Raw genomic sequence first — 14,667 nt, 5'->3', positions numbered from 1 at the left:
CGCACCCGCCCAAGGGTAGGCCGCCCCGCCGACAACGACCCGTCCCCAGACCGGTCACGACCCCGCCGACCTCCACCGCGCTAAGGGCGCCGGTGTCGGGCCGTATGGGGATTCGCCTGCGCCCCCTAGGGGACGCGGCGGCGTGACGGGGCCGGGCGCAACCCGGGTAGTACGGGACCGGCGGCGGGCGCAACCAGCGGGGTAGGGGTGGTGTCCGCGCCCGGCCGACGTGCCCGCCGCAGCCGGCCACCCACGCTGGCACCATGTCCGCACACCGCGCAGCGCCGCCGCCCACCGCCCCCGACACCCGCCCCGGTCTCTTCGCCCGGCTCGCCGACTGGTCGCGCCGCCGCCGACGACTGGCGATCCCCCTCTGGATCGTCGTCCTCCTCGGCGTCACCGCCGCCTCCCAGGGCGCCGGAAGCAACTGGCGCAACGACTTCTCCCTCCCCGGCACCGACTCCCAGGCCGCCACCGACCTGCTGGAGAAGCACGGCTCCGCGCAGGCGGGCGACAGCGTGGAGATCGTGTTCAAGGACGAGCGGGGGCTGCGCGCCGCGGGCGCCGAGCAGGACGTCGAGCGCCTGCTGGAGCAGGTGCGCGGGCTGCCGAGCGTCGTGGACGTGCGCAGCCCGTACGCCGACGGCGGCGCGGCCGTCTCCGAGGGCGGCGACATCGCGTACGCGACCGTCACCCTCGACGGCAAGGCGGAGACCGTGCCGAAGGCGGACGTCGAGAAGATCATCGACACCGCGCAGGACGCACGGACCGACGCGCTCCGGATCGAGCTGGGCGGCGAGGCCGTGCGCGGCGCAGAGGAGGAGGGAGGCGGCGGCGCCGAGGGCGCGGGCATGCTCGCGGCGCTGGTGATCCTCGTGCTGCTCTTCGGCTCGCTGGTGGCCGCCGCGGTGCCGCTGGTCACCGCGCTGTTCGCGGTCGGTACTGCCGTCGGCCTGATCACCCTGGCCGGGCACTTCTTCACCGTCGCCGACTTCACCCCGCCGATCATGATGCTCGTCGGCCTCGGCGTCGGCGTCGACTACGCGCTGCTCATCTTTTACCGGTACCGCCACGAGCTGATCCGCGGCGCCGACCGGGACAGCGCCGCCCGTGTCGCGCTCGACGCCGCCGGCCGCACGGTCTTCTTCGCCGGCTGCACCGTCATCGTCGCCCTCCTCGGCCTCGTCGCCCTCGGCCTCGGCTCCCTGCAGGGCGTGGCGCTGTCGGTGGCGCTGACCGTGCTGGTCACGATGGCCGCGTCGCTGGTGCTGCTGCCCGCGCTGCTCGCCGTGCTCGGCCGGCGCATCCAGCGCCACGTCCTCAGGCGCGCCGAGAAGGCGGCGGCCAAGGGGAAGGTCGAGGGCAGCCGCTGGCGGGCCCTGGCGGGCGCCGTGCAGCGCCGCCCGCTGCCCGCGCTGGTCGCGGCCCTGGTCGGGCTGGTGGCCCTGTCCGCGCCCGTGCTCGGCATGCGGCTCGGCTTCGCCGACGCCGGGAACGACGCTCCCTCCAGCACCAGCAGGAAGGCGTACGACCTGCTCGCCGAGGGCTTCGGGCCCGGCTTCAACGGCCCGCTCGTCGTCGTCGTCGCGCAGGGCGACGCCGGGGCCGGTGCGGCCGGTGCCGCCGAGGCGGGGGAGCAGGCGCAGGCCCGGATCGCGGAGACCGACGGCGTCGCCGCGACGACCCCGCCGCTGCCGTCCGAGGACGGCGAGGTCTCCACCGTCATCGTCTTCCCCGAGTCGGCGCCGCAGGACGAGGCGACCGCGGACCTCGTGCACGACCTGCGCGACGACGTGCTGCCGCCGCTGGCGGCGGAGACCGGCGCGGAGTACCTGGTCGGCGGCGCCACAGCCGGTACGCAGGACTTCTCCGACACCGTCGCCGACCGGATGCCGCTCTTCGTCGCCCTCGTCGTCGGGCTGTCGACGCTGCTGCTGATGGTGGTGTTCCGCTCCCTCTGGATCCCCCTCAAGGCGGCGGTGCTGAACCTGCTGTCCATCGGCGCCGCACTTGGCGTGATCACGCTGGTCTTCCAGGAGGGCTGGTTCGGCGTGGAGCAGGGGCCCATCGAGGCGTTCATCCCCGTGATGATCTTCGCGATCGTCTTCGGGCTCTCCATGGACTACGAGGTCTTCCTCGTCTCCCGGATGCACGAGGAGTGGGAGCGTACGAAGAACGCCGGGCTCGCGGTGCGCGAGGGCCTGGCCGTCACCGGGCAGGTGATCACGGCGGCGGCGCTGATCATGATCGTGGTGTTCGCGGCCTTCATCCTGAGCCCGAGCCGGATGCTCCAGCAGTTCGGCCTGGGGCTCGCGGTGGCGATCCTGCTGGACGCGCTGGTGATCCGCTGCCTGATCGTGCCCGCGGTGATGCAGTTGCTCGGCCGGCACGCCTGGTGGTTGCCAGGACCGCTGGCCAGGAAGCTGCCGCGGGTGGCGCTGGAGCGTCCCGAGGGACCCGTGGGGCACGAGGAGGGGGAGCGGTCCGGGCAGCGGGAGGCGGGGGTCTCGTAGGACACCGGCAACCGCCGAGCGCGCGGCGGCCCGCCCGTACGGCCATGGCTGCGGCCACGGCGGTACGGGCGGGCCCGGGCGCGTACGGCAGGCGCGCGGCCCCGCCCGCACGCGCCCCCGGTGCTCAGCGGCGCATCTCCGCCTCCTGGCGCCACTCGCCGCCCGCCCGGCGGTCGAGCCACACCACCGGGTGCGCCTCGGCCTCCGACAGCTCCTTCCACCAGCCGCCCAGCGTCCCCCGCACCTGCACCGTCGGCAGCGCCTCGGCCAGCGCCGCGCGGGCCATGTCCGGCTCGTTGCTGTTGCGGTCCTCCGCCGAGACGGTGTCCCAGGCGGAGAGCATCGCGCGGGCGGCGTCGTAGGTCTCGACGGCGTACGGGCGGGTGGCCAGGTCGTCGCCGAGGGCCTTGCGGACGGCGGCGCGGCGGTCGGCGTCGGGGTCCAGGCGGACGTCGTAGTGGCCGCGCACGGTCAGCCAGCCCTCCGGTACGGAGAAGTCCGCGTCGGCGGCGGTGTTGCGGCCGGTGCACGTCGGCGCCGTCGGGTCCCACAGCGCCTTCACGCCGGTGAACCCGCTGTTCTCGACCTGCTCCAGCCAGTCCGCCAGGTTCCCCGCCCCGCCCTCCAGGAACACCGCGTCGGGATCGAATTGGCCGATGGCGTCGGGGAGCTGCCCCGCGTCGTCGGTCCGCACCTCGACGCCGTCCGCGCGCAACCGGTCGACCAGAGCCCGGGTGGGTCCCGCGGCGGTGTCGCCGCGGACGTAGACCTTCCGGACCCCGGGCTCGGCGGCGAGGTGGCGGGCCAGGACGACGCCCATGTCCGCGGTGGAGGCGGAGGAGCGCAGCTCGTTGGTGTCGGCGTAACGCGGCTCGGGGCTGAGGCTGGCGCCGTCGTGGCGGCAGGCGCGTACGACGGGGAGGCGGAAGGACGTCAGGCCGCTCTCCGGCAGCTTGAGCGCGGGGTCGCCGCCGACGACCCCGGTCAGGCCCGGCTCCATCTCCAGCCAGCGGGCTATGATCCGGCGGTTCGCGGGCTCGGTGGACTCCTTGTGGGCGGTGAGGTCGGAGACGGCCAGCGGGGGCGTCGCCACGCCGCCGTTGCCGCCGCCGCTGCCGTGGCCGTCCCCGTGGTCGGAGAGCGCCCGGGTCACGCTGCGGTTCAGCACGGTGTCCTGCCCCCCGCCCGGGTCGGCGTCGCCGAGGGCGCCGATGCGGTACACGCCGGTGAAGGCGGCGGCCGTGGTGGCGTCGGGCGACGGCGTCCCCGGCGGTCTCAGCCCGCTGCCGCCGGGCCATGCAGACACGACGATGCTCGCGATCACGAGGACGCAGGCACCGATGGCGGCGAGCGTGAGGGAGCGCGACATGCGGCGCCGCCCCCCTCGGCGGGGCCGTAGCGGCTCCCGCAACCCACCGCGCCCGCCCGGGACTTCTCCTCCCGGCCCCTCCTCAGGCACGACGACCCCCTCCTTCTGCGAAGAAGGACGCTATACGCCGCGGCGAGGTTCCGCCGCCGTACGTCATGATCCAGCCAGTCGACCGGCCGGCTTCCGGGGTGGGGGAGAGGGACTGACCTTGTGGACGACGCCGCGGCGGCGGCCCGCGGAATCCGTCCGCGGCACCGGGAATCACCGCGGCCACGCGGGGTGTTACACCCTCATGAGCATGTACGAATGGGACCCCAGCGGGCTCGCGGCCGTCGACGCGGTGCTGGAGCACGACTCGGCGGGGCTGACCCTGCTCTACCACCTCGAAGGCTTCATGGACGCGGGAGAGACCGGCGCCCAGATCAACGAGCGGCTTCTCGACGACCTTCCGCACGAGGTCGTCGCCCGCTTCGACCACGACCGGCTCGTCGACTACCGCGCGCGCCGGCCCCTCATGACGTTCCGCCGCGACCACTGGGCCGCGTACGAGGTCCCCAAGCTCGAACTGCACCTCGTGCGCGACGCGACCGCCAGCCCGTTCCTGCTGCTGACGGGACCCGAGCCCGACGTGGAGTGGGAGCGCTTCGCCGAGGCCGTCCGCGAGATCGTGGAGCGGCTGAACGTGCGCCTGGCGGTCAACTTCCACGGCGTCCCCATGGGCGTGCCGCACACCCGCCCGGTGGGCCTCACGCCGCACGGCAACCGCATCGACCTGGTGCCGGGCCACCGCGGCGTCTTCGACGAGGCGCAGGTCCCCGGCAGCGCCGACGCGCTGCTGGAGTACCGGCTCGGGGAGGCCGGGCACGACGTCCTGGGCGTCGCGGCGCACGTGCCGCACTACCTGGCCCGCACCCCGTACCCCGACGCGGCGCTGACCGTCCTGGAGTCGATCACCTCCGCGACGGGCCTCGTCCTGCCGGGCGTGGCGCACGCGCTGCGCTCCGAGGCGCTGAAGGTGCAGAACGAGATCGAGCGCCAGGTCGACGAGGGCGACGAGGAACTGGTGGGCATGGTCCGCGGGCTTGAGCACCAGTACGACGCGCTGGCCGGCGGCGACGACCGGGAGAACCTGATGGCGGAGCCCGCCGAGCTGCCCTCGGCGGACGAGCTGGGCAACGCCTTCGAGCGGTTCCTCGCGGAGCGCGAGGAGGGCGACTGAGGCGCGGACCGCGCGGGGGCGGGCGCCGGAGCGCGGGCTGTGCGCTCCGGCGCCCGCCCTCCGCGCGTTCGCGGCCTACGCTGGACCCATGCTGACGGTGGGACTGACCGGCGGGATCGGCGCCGGCAAGAGCGCGGTGTCGCGGCTGCTGGCCTCGTACGGGGCGGTGCTCGTCGACTCCGACAGGATCGCCCGCGAGGTGGTGGAGCCCGGCACTCCGGGTCTGACCGCGGTCGTCGCGGAGTTCGGCGACGGCGTGCTCGCCGCGGACGGCAGCCTGGACCGGGCGAAGCTGGGGAGCATCGTCTTCGCCGACGCCGACCGGCGCCGGGCGCTGAACGCCATCGTCCACCCCTTGGTCCGCGAGCGCTCCGCCGCGCTGCAGGAGGCGGCGGGCCCGGACGCGATCGTCGTGAACGACGTGCCGCTGCTGGCCGAGAACGATCTTGCCGGGCTGTACGACGTCGTCGTAGTCGTCGACGCCTCGCCCGCCACTCAGCTCGACCGGCTGGTGCGGCTGCGCGGCATGGCGGCGGACGAGGCGCGCGCCCGGATGGCGGCGCAGGCCACGCGAGAGCAGCGGCTGGCGATCGCCGACATCGTCGTGGACAACGACGGGACGCCGGAGGAGCTGGCGGAGCGGGTACGGAAGGTCTGGGAGGAACTGGTGGCACGCAAGGGGGTCAGGGGGCGGAATAGCGGGGCATGATCCCGTGTGAGGAGGCGAATCGCCTCCCGGTTGTCTCCTGGCGAGGCAAAGGGAAGGCGGGAGACGGAAAGACGCAGCAGACGAGGAAGGAGTCCGCCGTGGCCGAGCGCAGCCCGGAGACCGACGTCGTCGACTACCGGGCGGCCGAGCAGTTGCTCGCCGCCCGCGATCCGCGCGGCGCGGTCCAACTTCTCGACCCGCTGGTCGAGGCCCATCCCGAGAAGGTCTCGCCGCGGCTGCTGCGCGCCCGCGCGTACTTCATGAGCGCCCGCCTCGGCGCGGCGGAGGCCGACTTCCGCACGGTCATCGACCGCGAGCCGGACAACGCCTACGCGCACTTCGCCCTGGCCCGCACGCTGGAGCGGGCGGGGGGCGACCCGGACGAGGTGCGCCGGCACTTCCGCCTCGCGGCGGCCCTGGACCCGCGGCCGGACTTCATGGACGCGGCGGGCTTCGAGGAGTAGGGAGCTGCGGGCGGGCGGCCGCGGGGGGCGTTCGGCTCGTATCAGGTCTGGGCCACGTTCGCGGGGGCGTGCTCTGCTGGGCGGGTGACGACCTCGCAGCCGTATCCGGCCCAAGCGACCGCCTGGCGGAGGCGGGGGCGAACGAGGCCCGGTACAAAGCGCGCCACCGCACGGTGCTGCGGTCGTCGTACTCCAACCACTGGCGGCGGATGCTCTCGCCGCTGCTGTCGGTGCTGGAGTTGCAGTGCAACCACACCGCCTATCGGCCGGTGATGGACGTCCGGGGCGGGGCTGCTGCGTGTCAGCGGGACTTCTGTGCGCTGAGCAGAGTGAGGGCGTTGCGGATGCCCTCTTCGAGGAGTTCGTCGGAGAGTCGCCGGTCGGCGAGGGCGCGGGAGAGCTGCAGTGTCCCGACCATCATGGCGTAGACGCTGAGGGTCTTCGTGTGCACCGAGCGCGGATCGGCAGGCGCCAGGCGGGCCGCGATACCGTCGATGACGGCGAGCACGCCGTCGGTGTACGCCTGCTTGGTCTCGTCTGTGCAGCGCCCGATCTCATCGAGGAGTGCGGCGGAGGGGCAGCCGTCGTCGGGACTGTCGCGGTGCTGGGGCGACAGATACCACCGTACGATCTGCTCGAGTCCGGCGATGCCGGGGGCCGCCTGCTCGATGACGTCCGCGTACTGGGCGCGCAACTGGTCCGCGACCGCGGTGGCCACAAGGTCGTCCTTGGATGCGAAGTGGGCGTAGAAGGCGCCGTTGGTCAGTCCGGCGTCCGCCATCAGCGTCGATATGCCCGAGCCGTCGATACCGTCCTGCTTGAACCGGCGGCCGGCGGTCTCGATGATCCGCTGCCTGGTCGCCTGCTTGTGCTCTTTCCCGTAACGCGCCACGCGCTCGCTCCTTTGTGCGCCGGAAGGGTCGCCCGCCCTCCGCCGGCTTCATCATCATATTGGATTACGAACGCACTCCAATGGTGTGCCGACGGTGTCTTGGAGCACCGACACGCCTTCTCTGCGGGCGGGCGGTTCAGTCGTTGCCGGGTGCCATCGAGATCACGACCTTTCCGGCCGAGGTACGGCCCTGCTCGACGTACGCCATCGCCTGGAGCGTCTCGTCGAAGGGGAACGTTCGGTCGATGACCGGGCGGAGCCGTCCGTCGTCGTACAGGGCGCCGAGTTCACGGAGCTGGGAGCCGCTGGCCTGCATGAAGAAGAACTGATAGCGCACGCCCAGGGCCTTGGCCCGCTTGCGTACTTTGCGACTGAGCGCGTTCATGACCACGCCCATGAACGCGGGGGCGTCGAGTTGCCTGGCGAACCCGGAGTCCGGTGGGCCGACGACGCCGATGGCCAGGCCGCCCGGCTTCAGTACGGTCAACGACTTCTCGAGGTTTTCCCCGCCAAGGGAGTCCAGCACCAGGTCGTAGCCGGACAGCACCTGCGAGAAGTCCTCCTTGGTGTAGTCGACGACGATGTCGGCGCCGAGGCTCCTGACCAACTCCTCGGTGCGGGAGTTCGTGGTCGTCGCCACCGTGGCACCGAGGTGCTTGGCGAGCTGGATGACCGTCGATCCGAGGCCGCCGGCACCGGCGTGGACCAGCACTTTCTGACCCGGCTTCACGTGGGCGCGGTCGATGAGGATCTGCCAGGCGGCCAGGGCCACCAGCGGCACCGCGGCCGCCTCGCGGAGGGTGAGCGACTCCGGTTTGGGCGAGACGTCGTCCTGGTCGATCGCAAGGAACTCGGCGAAGCCTCCGATCCGCAGGTCGCGGGGACGTGCGTAGACCTCGTCGCCGACGGCCACGTCGCGCACGGCCGACCCGACCTGCGTCACGATGCCGGCGACGTCGTGGCCGAGCACGAACGGAAGCTTGTACTTCAGGAGTCGTTTGAACTCCCCGTTGCGGACCATTCCGTCCAGCGGGTTGATGCTGGCGGCGCTCACCCGGACCAGGACGTCGCCGTCCCCGACTGTGGGCTCGGGAACGTCAGCGGCGCGTAGGCCGTCCTTGCCGTACCTCTCGACGACGAATGCCTTCATGTCGACCATCCCTTTGCGTGATCTTCTCGGTTGCCTACTCGGCGGACGATGCGCATGTCCGGACAGCTTCCACGTCAGCGGCCGAGGTGCCGGCGAAGCCACTGGCCCATCTGCTCGATCGCCCGGTCCACCTCGGGCACGCGGCCCGCGCCGAGGATGAACGAGTGCTGGCCCCCGGGCAGCGGGCGGACCTCGGAGAGGATCTTGAAGTCGGCGAGTCGGCGGCCGAAGTCGGCGCCATCGCCGGCAAGCGTCTCGTACTCGCCGTAGTGGAGGGCCGTAGGCGGCAGCCCGGTCAGGTCGGCGTTCACGATGCTGATCTCGGGGTCGGTGAAGTCCACGCCGGGGTCCTGCAGCCAAGCCGCTCGGAACTGCTCGAGGATGTCCCGGCTGAGCATCTTGTCGAGTTCCTCGTTCTCGTCCACCTTCGGGTTGCTGATGGTGAGGTCGGTCCACGGCGAGATGCTGACGATCGCCCCGGGGGCTGCCTCGCCCTTGGCGAGCAGGCGCAGCGGTAGCGCGACCGCGAGGGTGCCTCCGATGGAGTGGCCGGTGCTGCCGATGTTCCGCGGCTCGTAGCCCTGCGCGAGCAGCCAGCGGTAAGCGGTCTCGGCGTCGTCGATCTGTGCCGGATGGGGGTGCTCGGGCGCCAGGCGGAAACCCACGACGAGGGAGCGGGCTCCGGCCGCCTTGGCGATGTGGCCGGCGGCCTTGCGGTCCGATGTGATCGAGGCGGCGACCGATCCGCCGAAATGGAAGTGGAGCAGCGCCTTGCCGGGGTCGGCGCCCTCAGGGATGACCCACAGGGCGGGGACGCCGTCCGCGTCCACATCGGCGTAGGTGACGCCTTCCGGCTCGGTCGATGCCGAAGCATGTGTGTCGACGATGTCGCGGACGACGGCCAGATCGAGGCCCGGTGTCGACGCCTTCGCGCGCACGCTTTCGAGGAACTGCGCGAACTGCTGTGCTTCCGTGCTGATTCCCATGGTGAAGCTCCTTGTCAGGTCAGAGCTGAACGCGCCTCTCGCGTGCACTGCAGGTCGATGGGCCGGGTACGACGTCAGCCGGGCATCCGGTTGAATCTGCGGATCTGCTTGTCGAAGATCCCGGCGGGGGTGAGGCGTCGCGCGGTGGTGATGCGTGAGGCGAGCGGTCCGGCGGTATAGCGCAGCTTCGGCTTCGGGGCGGTGGCCGCCGTGACGATCACTTTGGCGACGACGGCGGGGTCATCGCCGGTCTTCATCGCCGCGGCGACCACTTCGTCGAAGACACGCCGCCGCTCCGCGTACAGCGGCAGCGGGGTGTCGGGCTGCACGGCATTGGCATCGAAGGCGGTCCGGGTGTAGCCGGGCTCGACGAGCAGGACGCGGACGCCGTACTCGCGGACCTCGTGGTCCAAGGACTCGGAGTAGCCCTCGACGGCGTGCTTCGCGGCGACGTAGAGGGCCATGTAGGGCTGCGGGATGACGCCGAGGACGGACGAGAGGTTCACGATGCGTCCACGGCCCTGAGCGCGCATGTGCGGCAGGACGGCCTTCGTCATGCGGACAAGACCGAAGAAGTTGAGGTTGAAGAGGCTCTGGGCCTGGGTGACGGAGTTCTCCTCAGCGGCGCCGGCCGAGCCCAGACCAGCGTTGTTGACCAGGACGTCGATCCGTCCGAACCGTTCGATCACTTCCCGGACGGCGGCGGTGACGGATTCGTCACTGGTCACGTCGAGGTCGAGGAAGGTCACTCCGGCGGGCGGGGTGAGTCCCGAGGTGTTCCGTCCGGTTCCGATCACCTCGAACCCGGCTGCGACGAAGGCGCGCGCAGTTGTGTTGCCGATCCCCGATGACGCCCCCGTGACGAGTGCTACCGGTCGATGTGTCGCCATACAGACTCCCTGCCTCATTGAATTATGGTCGTTTAGCTTACGAGCGTAATGCTATTGCGGGGCGGGGTGGACGGCAAGGAGCGGGCGGCGTACGTGATCCCGGTCGGCTATCCGGCGGACGGGGCGCGGGTGCCGGACATCCGGCGCAAGGAACTGGACGACGTGCTGATCCGGCTCTGAGGGTGCCGGGGCGCGCCGGGCGCGCCGGCGTGAGGTGCGCGGGTGCGCGCTGAGGCGCGCTGACGTGCGCCTGTTTGGGCCGCGGGTGCCGCAGAAGCTGCCGCCGTGCACCGAACCGTTGACCGCGTGACGTGGGCCGCTTACTCTGATGCGCGCATGCCAGAAAGCGCTTTCTAGGCGGACTCGTCAGACGCGGGAGAGGCGGTTGTGCGCATGAACGGCAGGCACGAAACGGACCAGGGAGCCGACGGGACGGGCAGGTCCCGGCGGCCGGCGAACAGCGGGCTGGGAAGGCGCGCTCTGCTCACCGCGGCGCTCGGCGCCGGTACCGCCGCCGCCCTCGGCGGCGCGGCAGGACCCGCGGCGGCGGCCGAGGCGGACGCGTGCGGCGGCGGCCGGCCGGGCGAGCGGCGTATCCCGCCGGGCGGCATCGGCATGCACCTCTACACCATGCGCGGGCCCCTGGCCACGGACTTCGCCGGGACGCTGCAGCAGTTGTCGGATATCGGCTACGCCACCGTCGGCGTCAGCGGCCGGCACGGCCACAACGCGCAGCAGATCCGCGGCATGATCGACGACGCCGGGCTCTCCGCCGTGCTGGAGCACGTCGGGTGGGACATCGTCTCCGGCAGCGGGCTGCCGAAGGCGATCGAGGACGTCCACACCCTGGGCGGCAAGTGGGTCGTCGTCCCCAGCCTGCCCGGCGCCATGCACACGCCGGCCGGCTTCCGCGAGGCCGCGCGCAAGCTCAACGAGGCGGGCCGCGCCTGCCGCGACGCCGGCCTGCAGCAGGTGCTCTTCCACAACCACGGCAGCGACCACGCCACCGTCGACGGCGAGGTGCTGTTCGACATCCTCGTCAACGAGACCGATCCCCACCTGGTCGCCTTCGAGTTCGACGTGTACTGGGGGGTGCGCGGCGGCGCCGACCCGCTCACGTACTTCCGCCGGCACCCCGGCCGCTTCCCCGCCCTGCACGTCAAGGACATGGCCGCGAACGGCGACTTCGCCGACGTCGGCTCCGGCGTGCTGGACTTCCCGGAGATGTTCCAGGGGGCCAAGAGCGGCGGGGTCAAGCAGTGGCTCGTCGAGCACGACAACCCGTCCGACCCGTTCGCGACGGCGCGCAACAGCTACGAGTACCTGGCGGCGCTGCGCTACTGAGGCGCTGCCGGTCCCGCGCTGCTCAGGGCGCCGACGGCGCATCCGGTGCTTCCGGTGCGTTCCCGGGCGGGGAGCGCACCGGGGCGGACCCGCACCCCGGGCGGGTGTTCGCGGGTCCCGGCGCGGCGGCAGCGGCCCCCTCGGCGGGCTCTTCCTGGCCCCCGTCGACGGCCGCTGCCGCTCGGGCCGCTGCTGCTTGAGCCACTGCTGCCCGGGCCGCGGCCGCTCGTGCCGCATCCGGAGCGGGCGGCCCCGGGCTGCGGACCCGGTGTGTTCCCCCCTGCAACGACCGCCCCGCTACGCCCGGTTCAGCGCCCGCGCGGCGCCGGTGGCCACGGCGGTGGCGAGGATCCACCCGGCGGCGGCGAGCAGATACGCCACCCACTGCGCGCCGTCGCCGGGCGCGAACGCGTTGCCCTGCCCGAAGTCGACGACCGGCAGCAGCGTGTCGAGTGTGTACACGAAGGGGTTGAACTCGATCTCCTTGCCGGGCTCCAACGGCCGCGGCTCCTTCGCCCAGAAGAGCAGCGACCCCAGCGCCAGCAGCCCGGCCAGCCAGGCGACGGCGCGCTCGGGACGGTAGCCGTAGCCGACGACGGCGTCCTGGATGCCGCCCCAGACGCGGGCGTACCAGGGCAGTTGGCCGCGGCGGGCGCGCTGCTTGGCGAGCAGGACGCGGCGGGCGTCGTCCTCGTGCCCGAGGCGGCGGTACACGGCGGCCAACTGCTCGTACGGCTGGGGAACGTAGGCGCTGTCGCCCCTGCTCAGCCAGGGCAGCCGCTCGGCGGCGGAGAGCGGGTCGTGGAGCTGTTCGTACACCGCGCCGTCGAGGCGGACGCGTGGCGGCCAGGTGGCTGCGGCGTCGTGCAGCACGCCGAGTGCCGAGTAGCGCATGTCGAGGGCACTGTCGAGGCGCGTGGTGCGCATGTCGGCCTCGCGGGCGGTGGTGCGGCGCAGGCTGAGCGCGGTGGCGCCGGGGGTGTGGCCGCTGATGCGGCTGCCGTCGGCTTCGATGCGGCCGGTGATCTGCGCGCCCGACAGCCGGACCAGACCGGTGGCCGTCACGTGGTCGAGCACGGCGTCGGCGCCGATCTGGATCCCGTACGCGTCGAGTGCGGCGTCGTCCGCCTCGGCCCGCAGGTGGGCCCCGCTCATCACCAGCCGGCCGCCGACGGTCGCGTCGGCCAGCCGTATCTGGCCGTGGGACCGGAAGTGCTTGTCGAGCACGATGTCGGAGCCGACGTGCATGCCCGGGGCGTCCAGGGTGCGGCCGGCGGGGTTGTCGAGGGCGGCGGAGCGCAGGAAGGTCGCGCCGGCGACGGTGGCGTTCCGGAGGCCGAGCCTGCCGGTGGCCGACAGCCGGTACGCGGAGAAGTCGCCGTCGACCTGTACCCGGGCGGCGTCGAGCGCGGCCTCGCCGGAACCGCCGTCGAGCCGGGCGGTGCGCAGGTCGAGGCTGCCGCCGATGCGGGCGCTGCGCAGTACGACCGTGCCCTGCGCGGAGAAGTCGTCGCGCATGAGGATGTCGTTGTCGACTTGCAGACGGGTGGCGTTGAGCGCCTCGCCATCGGGGTTGTGGAGCCGGGCGCCGTTGAGGATGAGGGTCCCGGCGATGCGGGTGGCGACGAGCCGGATCTTGTCGCTGGTCGTGCAACCGGTGAAGCGGAGATTGCCTTCGGCCCAGAGGTGGGAGGCGAGCAGGCCCGGCAGGTGCGAGCCGTTGAAGCTGAGCTGGCGTGTACGGGCGCCGTAGAGGTCGACGGACTCCTCGAACCAGCAGTCCTGGAGCCGCAGATGGTGCTGTACGTCGGCGTGGTCGAGCGCGAGGCGGCCGGTGATCCGGGCGCCGGTGAGCTGTACCGCGGCGGTGTGCCCGGACTCGCCGTCGCGCGCGCCGAGCAGCAGCGCGGCGACGACCTCGGCGCGCACGACCCGCTCCGGACCCCAGGCGGCGCCCCCGACCGGGTCGTCCGCGGCGGGGTCGCCGGTATGGAGGTCGACGTGCCCGGCGGTGGGGAAGGCGTCCCACAGCCGCCGCTCGGGCGGGCTCAGCTCGTCCGGTCCCACGTGTGTGCCCCCTGCCTGCGGCGTCGACCGCGGTACGCCTGCTCACATCCGCTGCCCGTACTCAACCACCCCCGCCGACCCGCCGGTTGGGCAGCCCGCAGATCACCCGGCCGACCCGCGGCGGGGTGGACCGCAGCGGCGCCGCGCGGACAGCCTCCGGGGGCTCGGGAGCAGCCCGCTCCGAGCCACCGGGCCGCCGCAGCTTGGAGCACGCAGGCGCTGCCGCTCGGCGCCTTGCGGGGTGCGGGCCCCACACCGACGAGCACGGCTTCGGTGACGTGCGCGCACTGGCAGATCCGCACGGCCGCCGCGCGGCCCCCATCCGCGCTCGGACAACCCCCTCTTGCCGCGCGGCATCATAGGAACGTGCAGTTGGAACCGATCTCCTGGGAGCGGCTCACCGAGGCGCTGGCCGAACGCATCGTCGAGACGAAGGCGGCGGACGGCGGCCCGTGGCTGCGTGTCGCCGTGGACGGTGCCCCCGCGGCCGAGCCCGGGGTGCTCGCCGCCCGGGTGGGCGACGCGCTGCGGGTGCGCGGGCGTGAGGCGCTCGTCCTCGACGCGGGCGGGTTCCTGCGGCCCGCCTCGCTGCGCTACGAGTTCGGGCGCGAGGACCCCGACGCGTACTACGACACCTGGCTCGACGCGGGTGCGCTCTGGCGCGAGGTCTTCGGCCCGCTGGAGCCCGGCGGCGACGGCCGCGTCCTGCCCGGCCTCTGGGACCCCGTCACCGACCGCGCCACGCGCAGCCCGTACGTCCAAGTCCCGCCCGGCGCCGTCGTGCTGCTGCACGGGCCGCTGCTGCTCGGCCGCTGGTTCCCCTTCGACTTCGTCGTCCACCTCCGTCTCTCCGCCGCCGCCCTGGCCCGGCGCACACCGGAGCAAGAACGCTGGACACTGCCCGCCTTCGCCCGCTACGAGGAAGAAGCCGGCCCCGCTGCCTCCGCCGACGTGCTGGTACGTCTCGATGACCCGCGCCGTCCGGCCTGGCGCCCCGAGCGGCCGTAAGCGACGACCGCCGAAAGCCGGCCGACCTGCCCACACACCTCATCGCGGCCGGGCCG

The 14,667-nt window shown here is 72.9% G+C and carries 12 protein-coding genes and 1 pseudogene; 7 read left to right on the top strand and 6 right to left on the bottom strand.

The genetic code is table 11. The features are described from left to right. The first annotated feature begins 263 nt into the window (after nt 1-263). A complete protein-coding gene (locus OG946_RS07180) occupies nt 264-2,513 on the top strand; it encodes an MMPL family transporter (protein WP_442814283.1) in 2,250 nt (749 codons plus the stop codon). A gap of 124 nt (nt 2,514-2,637) precedes the next feature. Here OG946_RS07180 and OG946_RS07175 read toward each other — a convergent pair whose 3' ends face one another. Beyond that, the gene (locus tag OG946_RS07175) at nt 2,638-3,882 is read right to left on the bottom strand and encodes an ABC transporter substrate-binding protein (protein WP_326795300.1); all 1,245 of its coding nucleotides are present in this window, start codon (nt 3,880-3,882) and stop codon (nt 2,638-2,640) included. Nucleotides 3,883-4,180: 298 nt separating this feature from the next. On the opposite strand from OG946_RS07175, the gene OG946_RS07170 reads away from it, so the two are divergent. The 3 genes from OG946_RS07170 (at nt 4,181) to OG946_RS07160 (ending at nt 6,274) form a co-directional block, all read left to right on the top strand. After that, nucleotides 4,181-5,101, top strand: coding sequence for a PAC2 family protein (locus tag OG946_RS07170; protein WP_199850678.1), 921 nt, complete (start codon nt 4,181-4,183; stop codon nt 5,099-5,101). An 88-nt stretch (nt 5,102-5,189) separates the two neighbouring features. Then, nucleotides 5,190-5,810, top strand: a complete 621-nt coding sequence (coaE, locus tag OG946_RS07165) for a dephospho-CoA kinase (protein ID WP_326795299.1) — start codon at nt 5,190-5,192, stop codon at nt 5,808-5,810. A 98-nt stretch (nt 5,811-5,908) separates the two neighbouring features. Further along, nucleotides 5,909-6,274, top strand: a complete 366-nt coding sequence (locus tag OG946_RS07160) for a tetratricopeptide repeat protein (RefSeq protein ID WP_326795298.1) — start codon at nt 5,909-5,911, stop codon at nt 6,272-6,274. A 301-nt stretch (nt 6,275-6,575) separates the two neighbouring features. Here OG946_RS07160 and OG946_RS07155 read toward each other — a convergent pair whose 3' ends face one another. The 4 genes from OG946_RS07155 to OG946_RS07140 all read right to left on the bottom strand — a co-directional run bounded on the left by OG946_RS07155 (nt 6,576) and on the right by OG946_RS07140 (nt 10,192). After that, complete coding sequence (locus OG946_RS07155; RefSeq protein ID WP_326795297.1) at nt 6,576-7,166, bottom strand: TetR/AcrR family transcriptional regulator; 591 nt, start codon at nt 7,164-7,166, stop codon at nt 6,576-6,578. 136 nt (nt 7,167-7,302) lie between these two features. Next, on the bottom strand, nt 7,303-8,316 hold the full coding sequence (locus OG946_RS07150) for an NADP-dependent oxidoreductase (RefSeq protein ID WP_326795296.1): 1,014 nt from the start codon (nt 8,314-8,316) through the stop codon (nt 7,303-7,305). A 74-nt stretch (nt 8,317-8,390) separates the two neighbouring features. Next, complete coding sequence (locus OG946_RS07145; RefSeq protein WP_326795295.1) at nt 8,391-9,302, bottom strand: alpha/beta hydrolase; 912 nt, start codon at nt 9,300-9,302, stop codon at nt 8,391-8,393. 74 nt (nt 9,303-9,376) lie between these two features. Continuing rightward, nucleotides 9,377-10,192, bottom strand: a complete 816-nt coding sequence (locus OG946_RS07140; RefSeq protein ID WP_326795294.1) for an oxidoreductase — start codon at nt 10,190-10,192, stop codon at nt 9,377-9,379. Between the two features lie 75 nt (nt 10,193-10,267). On the opposite strand from OG946_RS07140, the pseudogene OG946_RS07135 reads away from it, so the two are divergent. Together OG946_RS07135 and OG946_RS07130 are read left to right on the top strand one after the other, a co-directional pair. Further along, nucleotides 10,268-10,372, top strand: a pseudogene (locus tag OG946_RS07135) (nitroreductase family protein); the annotation flags it as partial. Nucleotides 10,373-10,657: 285 nt separating this feature from the next. Beyond that, on the top strand, nt 10,658-11,536 hold the full coding sequence (locus OG946_RS07130) for a sugar phosphate isomerase/epimerase family protein (protein WP_326800172.1): 879 nt from the start codon (nt 10,658-10,660) through the stop codon (nt 11,534-11,536). A 297-nt stretch (nt 11,537-11,833) separates the two neighbouring features. Here OG946_RS07130 and OG946_RS07125 read toward each other — a convergent pair whose 3' ends face one another. Then, on the bottom strand, nt 11,834-13,603 hold the full coding sequence (locus tag OG946_RS07125; protein WP_326795293.1) for a hypothetical protein: 1,770 nt from the start codon (nt 13,601-13,603) through the stop codon (nt 11,834-11,836). A 366-nt stretch (nt 13,604-13,969) separates the two neighbouring features. On the opposite strand from OG946_RS07125, the gene OG946_RS07120 reads away from it, so the two are divergent. Beyond that, nucleotides 13,970-14,611: a uridine kinase gene (locus tag OG946_RS07120; RefSeq protein ID WP_326795292.1), complete on the top strand. Its 642-nt coding sequence runs from the start codon at nt 13,970-13,972 to the stop codon at nt 14,609-14,611. The last annotated feature ends 56 nt before the right edge of the window (nt 14,612-14,667 follow it).

This window comes from Streptomyces sp. NBC_01808 (assembly GCF_035917395.1).
Taxonomy (GTDB): Bacteria; Actinomycetota; Actinomycetes; order Streptomycetales; family Streptomycetaceae; genus Streptomyces.
The sequence above is the reverse complement of the archived record's forward strand: the minus strand, read 5'-3'. Positions and strand labels throughout refer to the sequence as shown.

What these genes read in the sequence shown, in the direction of transcription:
- OG946_RS07175 (WP_326795300.1), bottom strand. Translation starts at nt 3,882, where the DNA reads ATGTCGCGCTCCCTCACGCTCGCCGCCATCGGTGCCTGCGTCCTCGTG.
- OG946_RS07170 (WP_199850678.1), top strand. Translation starts at nt 4,181, where the DNA reads ATGTACGAATGGGACCCCAGCGGGCTCGCGGCCGTCGACGCGGTGCTG.
- coaE (WP_326795299.1), top strand. Translation starts at nt 5,190, where the DNA reads ATGCTGACGGTGGGACTGACCGGCGGGATCGGCGCCGGCAAGAGCGCG.
- OG946_RS07150 (WP_326795296.1), bottom strand. Translation starts at nt 8,316, where the DNA reads ATGAAGGCATTCGTCGTCGAGAGGTACGGCAAGGACGGCCTACGCGCC.
- OG946_RS07145 (WP_326795295.1), bottom strand. Translation starts at nt 9,302, where the DNA reads ATGGGAATCAGCACGGAAGCACAGCAGTTCGCGCAGTTCCTCGAAAGC.
- OG946_RS07180 (WP_442814283.1), top strand. Translation starts at nt 264, where the DNA reads ATGTCCGCACACCGCGCAGCGCCGCCGCCCACCGCCCCCGACACCCGC.
- OG946_RS07140 (WP_326795294.1), bottom strand. Translation starts at nt 10,192, where the DNA reads ATGGCGACACATCGACCGGTAGCACTCGTCACGGGGGCGTCATCGGGG.